The organism is Candidatus Pelagibacter sp. HIMB1709 (assembly GCF_052047635.1).
Lineage (GTDB): Bacteria > Pseudomonadota > Alphaproteobacteria > Pelagibacterales > Pelagibacteraceae > Pelagibacter.
On sequence record NZ_JBNAJW010000001.1, the window covers coordinates 165,320 to 175,800 of the forward strand.

Here is a 10,481-nt window from a genome sequence, read left to right on the forward strand (position 1 = left end):
TTTACTTAATTTTGCTTATTAATTTACAAACAATTTTTATATCATTTCTATATAATAATTTAATTTTATTCATATGACTTGTCCAGAAAACTCCAGTATTAATTCCAGTATAGTTAACTAATGCAATTGTATTAATACCAAGAGCGTGTGAAACGTGACTAATTGCTCCCTCACAACAAATTAAATTATTAGCTTTTTTAACTATATTTTCTAGATCTTGGAAATCTGTGTTGTTAATAAATCTTAATTTATTTTTATGTTTAATTGAGATAAATTCATTATCATCTATTTTTTTAAAATATTTTTTTAATATTTTTTCAAGCAATGGTATTTTTATTGAACCAGTTGTTATTAAAATGTTTTTTTTAAATTTTTTAAAAATTGTATCAACAAATAACTTAAAATTTTTTTCATTTAAATTCATATAATCAAAGTCTTTATAATAATAATTTTCAAACCATTTTTCATCCAGATGCAATAATGTATAATTAGGTTTTAAACATTTTTTATTATTTTTTTTGAATTTATAGCTATGATAATAATCAATTTTTTTATTAACTTTTAAATCAATTATGTTTGCTACAGACACAAAGTTATCAAACTGACTTTTTATTTCTGAATTGATTAAAAATTTATTAAAAAATAATTTTAAAATCAATAAAGGTCGCCAATCTTTGATTACAGCAAGCTTGAATTTTGAATTTAAAAAAATTGAAAATAATATTGATCTTCTCTTTCCATCTAGTACTAATATTTTGTCATATTTAATTGAGTTAATTTCCAGTAGGTTTTTAAGCATAATTTTTAAATTACTTTTATCAAGAATATAAATTTTGTTTATATCTTTATAATTTTTCGCATAATTAGAATTATATTTTGAGCATACAAAATCAATTTTATTCGATGAATTTTGTTTTTTAATTGCATCAGTTATTATACGTGAAAAAATAAAATCACCTATTCTGTCAGTTCTAAAAATCAAATATCTAGTCATCCATCCAACTATATTTTTTTTTTATTTCATACCCCATTGTTTTGTTAACAATAAAATTTGATATTAATTTATTATTAAAAATCTTATGTGCTTTTCTATATCCATTTGATGCTATTTTTTTTTGTAATTTTTTGAATTTTTTATAAAATAAAATTTTTTTATTAAGATCATTTATATTTTTGAAAGTTACAATTTCATTTTTTGTAAAAAGTTTTTGATATTGATATTTTTCATCTATAAATGTTAATAAACCATTTCCTAGTAAAGCTGATATTCTATCACTTGAATAATATTTGATTGGTTTACCTCTACTTAAATTAATTGCCATTGAACATTTATTAAGTTCATCAAAAAATTTTTGTCCCCAAATTGGATTTTTGTTATATCCGAAGATATTGTAGGTTGCTTTTTTTGTTAATTTATCAATAAATTTGGTTCTTTTATCCTTATAACCATCTTTTAAAATTCCCCTATGTTGTCCATGACTTATTGCAATGAAAACATCAATTTCATTTTTAAATAAATGATTTTTATAAACATCAATAGATGGATCTATTGGGTTTGGAATAAAAAATGTTCTATCATTATTTACAAAATTTAATGAACTTGGTGATGTAGTAACAAAATTAGCATCACAAAATTGATACTTTAAAAAAAATCTAGATTTGTTTTTTTCAAAATCTGGCCCTGTTTTAATAAGTGGGTCTAAAAACCATTGCCCAAATTTTATTTGCTTAAATCTATTTTTTAATTCAATAAAGTCTAAATAACTTAATCTATCAACATGACCAAATAATATCATATTAGGTCTAAAATTTTTTATATTTTCAACAATTAAATTAAATAGATGTTTCTTACTGCCAATATCAAAAATTGATTTTCTTTGATTTGTAATGTCTCTATCCGAAATATTTAAAACGTTATGACCATTTAAAATTAATCCGTTATTAATTTTTTTTCCTGAAGAATAAAATAATCTACCATTATGTCTAAAATGAAAATCAGTTATATGTAAAATTTTAATTTTTTTCATTTTTTAAAAAAAGCTGTTTTAAGTTTTTTCTAAGATTATAATTTCTTTTAAGAATATACTCATATTTCATAGCCTCAACCTTGTTTTTAAATTTTTTTTTATATATTAGTTTCCATTTTCTTCCCCTAGTGAATTTTGCTCCTTTAGATGAGTTATGAAGATTAATTCTTTTTTTTATATCATTGGTATAACCTACGTAGCTTATCAATGAATTATTGTTGTTTTTAGTGCAAATTAAATATACATAAAAATTCATAATATTATTTTATTATTAAAAATACATGTTTAAACGAAAATTATTAAAACAAAATAAATTAAAAAGATTATTATTAAAATTATTAAACATCTATGCTTTGGATAAAGAAACTTTTGAATTGATTAATCCAAAACTAAATCAAAAAGCTGAAAACTATTTTAAATTTAATAATAAATCAATTTTACTTTCATCAGGTTATTTAGATTTTTCTAGAAAGATTAAAAAATTAGATATTTATTATAGATTTTCCCCTGATGTAGCTCTTTGGAATTCACCAGGAAAATGGAAAAGGATTATTCCAAATATAAATAAGGAAATTTTGATTAAAGTATCTTTAATTAGTTTAAAAAAATCAATTTTAAATTTTTTAAAATATAATAATTTAAACATTTCTTTAAACCTAATATATGACAAATCCTCTAATGAATTTAATAATCAATTAAAAAAAATTTTGTTAAATGATAAGTTTGAAACCAATATCATCAAGAGTAAAATAAATGGTAATAGAGGCACATATCTTGAATGCTGTGATCAAGCAGAAAAATCAGAAGATTTAATTTTTTTTGTAGAGGATGATTATATATTTAAAATAGACTCAATTGAAGAACTCCTTTACTCTTATTCTAGAATTACCACGCAAACAGATAGAGATATATTTATGACTCCATCAGATTATGTTTTTTATTATGATAGAGATTATATCACTTCAATTTTTATTGGAAAAAATTATAGATGGAGAATTGTAAAAGAGACACTATTAACTTTTATTTTTTCAAAAAAAATACTTAATATACATAGAGACAAAATTAGATCTGTAGGAGAGTTCCAAAACGATCCTTTTGAAAAGCCTTTACATGAAATTTTTGATAAAGAATTATGTTTAGCTCCAATTAAATCAATTAGTTATCATATATCAAGAACAGTCCCATCTATTGAGCCTGATTGGCTAAAGGTTTGGGATGAAAATTATAAAGAAATTAATGGCGGTCCCTAGGGGAATCGAACCCCTCTTTCGAGGATGAAAACCACGTGTCCTAACCGATAGACGAAGGGACCGAATGCGAGCTTTTTATTGCATAAAGACTTATTAATCAAGCTTTAATCGTTGTTAAATAGCAACATCTAAAATATTTAATTGAATTGTTTTTTTATTATTCCAATTATTTTGTTTTATTTGAGCTAAAATTTTTATTTCTTTTTTATAATTAATTAAATAATTCGTTATTTCTGAATTAATAAAATTAAAAGACATAGCAAAAACAGATTTTCCTTGTCTAGATTGTAAAATACAGCTTAGAAATTTATTTTTAATTATTTTAGGTTTTATTACTTTAACATTTTCTATTAAAAAAACAGGGTCTTGATTATTTGATCCAAAAGGACCCATTAATGATAAGTCATTAAAAAAATTTTGGTTTATTGAACTTAGTGATATTTTTGCAATATATTCTTTAGTAAAAGAATTCTTAATTTTTTTTGCGTAAGAAGTTAATATAAAATTTTTTAATTGATTAAGTTTATTTTTTTCAATTAATAATCCAGCAGCCAGATTATGACCTCCACCTTTCTTAATTATATTTTTATTAATACCATCTTTAATTAGATGACCTATATTAAAGTTTTCTGTAGATCTAGCAGAGCCTTTTAAATTATTTCCAGATTCTGTAAAAATTATGCAAGGCTTTTCAAAGTAGTCTTTTATTTTTGAAGCAATTATTCCAATTAATCCCTCATGAATTGAATTCAATGTTAAAAAAATTACATCTTTATTTTTAAAATTTGATTTAGAAAAATTTATTTTTTTTAATATATTTTCCTCAATTTTTTTTCTTTTTTCATTCAAAAAGAATAATTCATTTGTTAATTTTTCAATTACTTCATTATCACTTGATATTAATAAATTAATTGCTTTATTTGGATCTCCAATTCTCCCAGTTGAATTTATTATCGGGCCAATTAAAAAAGCAAAATCTTCTATATTTAAAGAGTGTTTTTTTTTAGATATACTTAATATTTTCCTAAAGACATAATCACTAAAGTATTTTTGATTTTGCAAAACACTTTTTGCCAAAACTCTATTTAAATATCTTAATGGCATTACATCACAAACTGTTGCAAGCAGTACATAAATTAGGTTTTTTTTAAATGTATTAGTTAAGTTCTCTTTTTTAAAATAAAAATCAATTAAGTAATAAGTAAGAGCTGATGAACAAAAATAACTATAATTTCTATAATCACATTTTTTTTTTGGATTTATGAAATTTTTAGTTACAGGATAAGGCTCATATACTTCATGATGATCAATAATGATTGTATCTATCTTATTTAAATTTAATAAATCTACTGAATCTCTTGAGTTTGACCCACAATCAAGCATTACAACTAATTTTGGTTTTTTTTTTAAAATTTTTTTAATTAAATTTAAACTTGCTCCATATCCATCTGTTAATCTATCTGGAATATAAAAATTGAATGGATAATCTAATATTTTTAAAAATTTAATAAATAATGAGGTTGAGACTAACCCATCTACATCATAATCACCGATTATGATAATTTTTTCTTTATTCTTAATATTTTTTTTTAAAGTTTTAAAAACATGCTCAAAATCTTTTGTTTTTAAAAATGGATTTATTAATTCAATATTGTTTTCTATATTATAAATTTCTTCTTCATCAAAATTTCTAGAAAGAATTAATTTATTAATTATACTTGGTAAGTTGTTTTCAGTTTTAAGCTTATTAAATAATCTGAGATTAATTTTTATTTCTTCCCAGTTTTTACCGGAAACTGAGTTCATTAAATATATTGTTCCTCTTTTATAATTTTATTTATGTTAGATGATTTATGAGTAATCAGGGTTTCAGAATAAAATTTATTTTCTTCCAATTTTATTCCTTGTACAAGGTCCCCTGTTGTTATACCTGTCGCACAAAAAATTGAGTCACCAGAAATAATTTCATTTAATTCATATTTTTTATTAAAATCGCTAATTCCCATAGCATAACCTCTTTTTTTATCTGTTTCAGTCTTAAATAAAAACCTACATTGAAAAAAACACCCTAAAGTATCTAAGGCTGAAGCCGCCAACACCCCTTCAGGACCACCACCAATTCCTAGAAAAATATCTACATTGTATTCTTCTTTGGAAACCAAAAGTGCCCCAGAAACATCTCCATCTGTGATAAGTTTTAATTTGACATTTAAAGCTTTAAGCTCATCAATAATTTTTTTATGTCTAGGTCTATCCAAAATACATGCTGTCATTTGTTCTGGTGATTTATTTTTATATTCAGATAAATTTTTAATATTCTTTGATATTGAATAATCTAAATCAATTACACCTCTTTCCACTTTTCCCGTAGCTATTTTATCCATATAAGTTTCAGGTGCGTTAAAAAGATTTGTTTTTTCTGCAACAGCAATTACAGATAAAGCACCTGGTAAGTTTTTAGCAGCAAAATTTGTTCCCTCCAAAGGATCAACTGCTATATCTAATTCTGGTCCGTTATTTGTTCCAATTTTTTCACCAATATAAAGCATTGGTGCTTCATCAAGCTCTCCTTCACCAATGACAATTTTACCTCTCATATTAATATTATTTAATTCACTACGCATAGCATCAACAGCAGCTTTATCTGCTGCAATTTTATCATTTTTACCAACTAAATAACTTGAGGCTAATGCTGCTTTAGTAGTTACTTTTACAAATTGACTTATAAATTTTTTGTCAATTGTCATTAAATTTTTTCGTCCAGTAAATCTTCTTGTTGAATTTTTGTTTCAAATTCTCGTAAACGTTTGTAAACACTTGCTAACTCTATGATGGTAGGCCAAGCTTTAAGTATATATTGCATTGATCCTTCTACTCTTCCAAAAGCTCTAATTATCTGTTGCATAACACCTAATGTTACTGCACCTGCTACAATAGCTGGGGCTAAAAAAACGTACGCAGATAAAACATTAGCTTGTAAATAAGCTATTCTGCCAATATTAAAGTACAAATACCTTATGTAGCTTTTAAAATGAATGCTTCTAACACCATCAAATAATTCCTCTATTGTTTTAGGTCTTATATTACCGTCGTCTTCCGCAATAACTAAAATTTTTCTATACGCTGCTTCTTTTTTTTGAAGATCATATTCTACTCCAACTAATCTCAATATTAATCCAAGCAATATTAAAAATATAGTTCCTCCTACAGACCAAATTAATGCACCAACAATTAATCCATAATCCCAGTCACCAAAAAAGAAAATTGGTATACCAACACTTAAACCAAATAAAATTGGCATAAATTCTATTAAAATCATTAACGCTTCTATCAAGCTCGTGCCAAGGGACTCCATTATTCGTGAAAACTTTATAGTATCTTCTTGAACCCTTTGAGCTGCTCCTTCAATTTTTCGAGCTTTATCATAAACACTATGGTACCATTCCACCATTGCTGTTCTCCATCTAAACAAATAATGAGACGTAAAAAAACTCACAATTACGGCAACCCCTACATACATCGCAGCTAAAGTAATAAATGATAAAAGACTAGCCCAATATTCATCTATTGTAATTGAATTTGGTGCTCCCAAAGCTTTTTGAATCATGTCATAAAATTCACCAAACCATTCATTGATTTTTACATCAATCTTTACCTGTATCCATAGAGATGAAAGTATAATAAATGATCCAATCCAAGACCATAAAAACCAATTTTTTTCAGTGAAAAATCTAAACATTTATTATTTTAAAAAATTATCTGCGTAAGATTTTTTTACAGTTTTTCTTTTTCTTGGTTCAATTAGTTCATAATCAATTTTCTTTTTTTTAGCATAATTAATTGCTAGATCTTTGGTGGAAAATTCAAGTCTTAACTCCGTTAAAGTATCTGAAGAACTTTCCCATCCCATTAAAGGATTTTTTGTTGGATCTTCAGTTTTAAATTCTAAAATCCATTTATTATTTTTTGCAAGACCAGATTGCATTGGATTTTTATTAGGAATATAAATTATAGCTTTTTTCATAAAATGGTGGTCGGAGTGGCAGGATTCGAACCTGCGACCCTCTGGTCCCAAACCAGATGCGCTACCAGGCTGCGCTACACTCCGATTTCAGTACTAATACAGTAGTTCTTAATAATTTCAAATAATAAAGATATCAAAATAAAAGAAATTTAATAAAAATCTGTTATATAACATGGGATGATTATCACTTGTCCTTGTGAAAACAAAAAAAAATTTAAAATAGATCCAGCTTTAATTCCTTCTGAAGGACGAGATTTAAAATGTGGTAATTGTGATCGCATCTGGTTTTATAAAATTGAAAATAATAGTCCAATAGAAAACATAAACATTAGTATAAATGAGGATATTAATCAAATTAATGAAAAACAAGTAAATACCAAAACAAATGATATAGGAGATAATAATTTACCCTCAAATGAAGATTTGAATAAGAATAAAGAAACTGAAATTAAAAAAGATTTAAAAAAAAAGGATTTAAAATTAAAAACAGAAAAATCAGTTAACAAAGTAAGTAAATTTTTTAGTTATTTGGTTGTTTTTTTAATTTCTCTAATAGCTTTAATTATTTTATTGGATACTTTAAAAACACCTTTAATTAATATTTTTCCAGGTTTAGAAATTATTCTTTTTAACCTTTATGAAACATTGAAAGATATAAAACTATTTATTATAGACTTATCTTAAAATTCTTATGATTAATTATTTATCAAGACCTTTTAAATGGTTTTTTAAATTAGAGGCAGCAAGCGGACTTGTTTTACTATTCGCAGCAGTAATTGCTTTAATTATAAGTAACTCAGGATTAGCAGAATTATATTTCTCAACTTTAAATAAATATTTATTTATAGGAATAAATAATTTTGGGTTAAAATTATCAGTTATACATTGGATCAACGATGCCTTAATGGCAATATTTTTCTTTTTTGTTACATTAGAGATTAAAAGAGAGTTTCTTCAAGGAGAACTTTCAAATATAAAACAAGCTCTTTTACCTATAATTGCTGCTGTAGGAGGAATGCTTGTACCGGCATTATTTTATGTTTTTATTAATTATGGAGATAGTGCAACTTTAAATGGATGGGCTATTCCCTCAGCAACTGATATAGCATTTTCATTAGGAGTTTTATCATTATTAGGTAAACGAGTTCCACTATCATTAAAAGTGTTTTTAACTGCTTTAGCTATAATAGATGATTTAGGCGCGATTGTTATAATTGCATTATTTTACTCAGGGGATTTAAGCATCAAATATTTATCATTGATGCTTTTAGCATTTATAATTTTATTGGTTATAAATAAATTTAACGTCAAAAAATTTTTACCTTATTTAATAGTAGGTTTGTTTTTGTGGGATTTCACTCACAACTCAGGAATTCATGCCACTATAGCAGGTGTTTTACTAGCTATGACAATTCCTCACAGAAAAAAAGAAAAAGATTTTTCTTTATTAATTAAAATTGAACATGCAATTTCACCATATGTTGCATTTGGAATAATGCCATTGTTTGCTTTTGCAAATGCAGGAGTTTCTTTGGAAGGTCTATCTTTTGCTTCATTACTGGACAAAGTTCCTCTAGGTATTGTGCTTGGATTATTTCTGGGTAAACAATTGGGTGTATTTGTATTTTCTTATGTATCTATAAAATTGAAAGTAGCTCAAATGCCTAACAACACAAGTTGGTACAATTTTTATGGTGTTGGTGTTCTTACTGGAATTGGTTTTACAATGAGCTTATTTGTTGGAAATTTAGCTTTTGTCGAAAATATGCAGTACATGGATGGTGTTAAAATAGGAGTTTTAACGGGATCACTATTGTCAACTTTATTTGGTTATTTTTTAATATTACTTACTCCAAATAAACTTAATCAATGAGAAAAATAATATTTTTGTTATCTATATTTATGTTTTTTTTTAAAAATTCAGCTTCAGCAAATTATGAAAAAGTTTTCTTTGATTTCAAAATTGAGGGTATTACAGGAGAAATAATTGATCTTAATATTTATAAAAACAAAGTTATACTCATGGTAAATACCGCCAGTTATTGTGGTTTTACAAAGCAATATGACGATCTTCAGGAATTATGGGACAAATATAAATCAAAGGGTTTAATTGTTTTGGGTGTCCCTTCTAATTCTTTCAATCAAGAAAAAGATGATAATAAAGAAATCAAAGAATTTTGTGAAGTAAATTTTAATATAGATTTTCCAATGACAGCTTTAAATGAAGTTAAAGGAGATGATGCACATGAAATTTTCAAATGGGCAAAAGATAACCATGGAAAATCAGCAGTTCCAAAATGGAATTTTCATAAAATTTTAATAAATAAAGAAGGTAAAGTTGAAGATACTTATGCTTCTTTTACAAAACCTTTGTCAAAAAAAATAATTAGTAAAATTGAAAGTCTACTATAAATTTATAGTAAGCCCATCATGAGCTGGTATTATATTTTTAGGTAAAATTTTTTTTAACACTTTGTAATCTAGAACTGGTGACAAATTTGTAAGAATAGCATTTTTAGGTTTAAATAATTTTATGATTGATAAAGCTTTTTCTAAGTTAAAATGTGAAGGATGAAAATTATACCAAAGACAATCAACAATTAAATATTTTAGATTTTTAAAATATTTGTAATCTTTAGAGTAAATTTCACTAACATCACTAATATAAGCAATTTTTTTATCTATAACGAAACAATTAGATTTTACTTTACCATGAGCAACTTTTATAGATTTTATATTAATAGTTTTATTTTTATCTTTAGTAATAATTGTATTTTTAAGTTTTTTTAGATTTAATGTAGCTGGGTATTCTTTGGAATAACTCTTAAAAATATAAGAAAAAGAATTTCTTAAATATTTTGAAGTATCATTATCAGCATAAACATCAATTTGTTTTTTTGAATTAATAAAAAAGGATCTTAAATCATTTATACCGTGAGTTTGATCACCATGCATATGAGAATAAAGAACTTTAGAAATTTTTTTTATATTATGTCTTAACAACTGCTGTCTCAAATCAGGCGAAGTATCAATTAAAATATTTTCATTAGATGTTTTGATTAAAGCAGAACATCTTGTTCTATAATTTTTTTTATTTTTAGGATCACAATTGCCAAAAAAACCATCTGGTCTAGGTACACCCATTGAACTGCCACAACCTAAAATAATAAATTTCATAAA

Annotated in this window: 12 protein-coding genes and 2 tRNA genes; 4 read left to right on the top strand and 10 right to left on the bottom strand. The window is 24.8% G+C overall.

Annotated features, from left to right (window positions below):
* Position 1 precedes the first annotated feature (1 nt).
* The 3 genes from ACTTAR_RS00980 to ACTTAR_RS00990 are packed head-to-tail and all read right to left on the bottom strand — an operon-like array spanning position 2 to position 2,283.
* The gene (locus ACTTAR_RS00980) at positions 2 to 994 is read right to left on the bottom strand and encodes a glycosyltransferase family 9 protein (protein WP_440697452.1); all 993 of its coding nucleotides are present in this window, start codon (positions 992 to 994) and stop codon (positions 2 to 4) included.
* Positions 987 to 2,027: a glycosyltransferase family protein gene (locus ACTTAR_RS00985; RefSeq protein WP_440697453.1), complete on the bottom strand. Its 1,041-nt coding sequence runs from the start codon at positions 2,025 to 2,027 to the stop codon at positions 987 to 989. The genes ACTTAR_RS00980 and ACTTAR_RS00985 overlap by 8 nt, the downstream gene beginning before the upstream one ends.
* Positions 2,014 to 2,283, bottom strand: a complete 270-nt coding sequence (locus ACTTAR_RS00990) for a GIY-YIG nuclease family protein (protein WP_440680868.1) — start codon at positions 2,281 to 2,283, stop codon at positions 2,014 to 2,016. Before ACTTAR_RS00990 ends, ACTTAR_RS00985 begins: the two co-directional genes overlap by 14 nt.
* A gap of 25 nt (positions 2,284 to 2,308) precedes the next feature.
* Here ACTTAR_RS00990 and ACTTAR_RS00995 point away from each other — a divergent pair, with 25 nt between their 5' ends.
* Positions 2,309 to 3,277, top strand: coding sequence for a hypothetical protein (locus tag ACTTAR_RS00995; RefSeq protein ID WP_440697454.1), 969 nt, complete (start codon positions 2,309 to 2,311; stop codon positions 3,275 to 3,277).
* On the opposite strand, the gene ACTTAR_RS01000 is transcribed toward ACTTAR_RS00995, so the two are convergent.
* The 6 genes from ACTTAR_RS01000 to ACTTAR_RS01025 form a co-directional block, all read right to left on the bottom strand.
* Positions 3,265 to 3,339: transfer RNA gene (locus tag ACTTAR_RS01000), tRNA-Glu, on the bottom strand. The genes ACTTAR_RS00995 and ACTTAR_RS01000 overlap by 13 nt on opposite strands.
* A 52-nt stretch (positions 3,340 to 3,391) precedes the next feature.
* On the bottom strand, positions 3,392 to 5,083 hold the full coding sequence (locus ACTTAR_RS01005; protein WP_440697455.1) for a single-stranded-DNA-specific exonuclease RecJ: 1,692 nt from the start codon (positions 5,081 to 5,083) through the stop codon (positions 3,392 to 3,394).
* Positions 5,083 to 6,024, bottom strand: a complete 942-nt coding sequence (gene glpX / locus ACTTAR_RS01010; RefSeq protein ID WP_440697456.1) for a class II fructose-bisphosphatase — start codon at positions 6,022 to 6,024, stop codon at positions 5,083 to 5,085. The genes ACTTAR_RS01005 and glpX overlap by 1 nt, the downstream gene beginning before the upstream one ends.
* Positions 6,024 to 7,016 carry a putative transporter gene (locus tag ACTTAR_RS01015; RefSeq protein WP_440697457.1) on the bottom strand — a complete coding sequence of 331 codons (993 nt, stop codon included), beginning with the start codon at positions 7,014 to 7,016 and terminating at the stop codon, positions 6,024 to 6,026. Before ACTTAR_RS01015 ends, glpX begins: the two co-directional genes overlap by 1 nt.
* Positions 7,017 to 7,019: 3 nt before the next feature.
* A complete protein-coding gene (locus tag ACTTAR_RS01020; RefSeq protein ID WP_440697458.1) occupies positions 7,020 to 7,301 on the bottom strand; it encodes an ETC complex I subunit in 282 nt (93 codons plus the stop codon).
* A 7-nt stretch (positions 7,302 to 7,308) separates the two neighbouring features.
* Positions 7,309 to 7,385: transfer RNA gene (locus ACTTAR_RS01025), tRNA-Pro, on the bottom strand.
* Positions 7,386 to 7,478: 93 nt separating this feature from the next.
* Between ACTTAR_RS01025 and ACTTAR_RS01030 the strand changes: the two genes are divergently transcribed.
* From ACTTAR_RS01030 to ACTTAR_RS01040, 3 genes are read left to right on the top strand one after another with little or no spacing between them, the layout of a single operon-like run.
* A complete protein-coding gene (locus tag ACTTAR_RS01030) occupies positions 7,479 to 7,985 on the top strand; it encodes a hypothetical protein (RefSeq protein ID WP_440697459.1) in 507 nt (168 codons plus the stop codon).
* Positions 7,986 to 7,992: 7 nt separating this feature from the next.
* Positions 7,993 to 9,174: a Na+/H+ antiporter NhaA gene (nhaA, locus tag ACTTAR_RS01035; protein WP_440697460.1), complete on the top strand. Its 1,182-nt coding sequence runs from the start codon at positions 7,993 to 7,995 to the stop codon at positions 9,172 to 9,174.
* Positions 9,171 to 9,713, top strand: a complete 543-nt coding sequence (locus tag ACTTAR_RS01040) for a glutathione peroxidase (RefSeq protein ID WP_440680877.1) — start codon at positions 9,171 to 9,173, stop codon at positions 9,711 to 9,713. Before nhaA ends, ACTTAR_RS01040 begins: the two co-directional genes overlap by 4 nt.
* On the opposite strand, the gene ACTTAR_RS01045 is transcribed toward ACTTAR_RS01040, so the two are convergent.
* The gene (locus tag ACTTAR_RS01045; RefSeq protein ID WP_440697461.1) at positions 9,708 to 10,478 is read right to left on the bottom strand and encodes an MBL fold metallo-hydrolase; all 771 of its coding nucleotides are present in this window, start codon (positions 10,476 to 10,478) and stop codon (positions 9,708 to 9,710) included. The genes ACTTAR_RS01040 and ACTTAR_RS01045 overlap by 6 nt on opposite strands.
* Between the last annotated feature and the right edge of the window lie 3 nt (positions 10,479 to 10,481).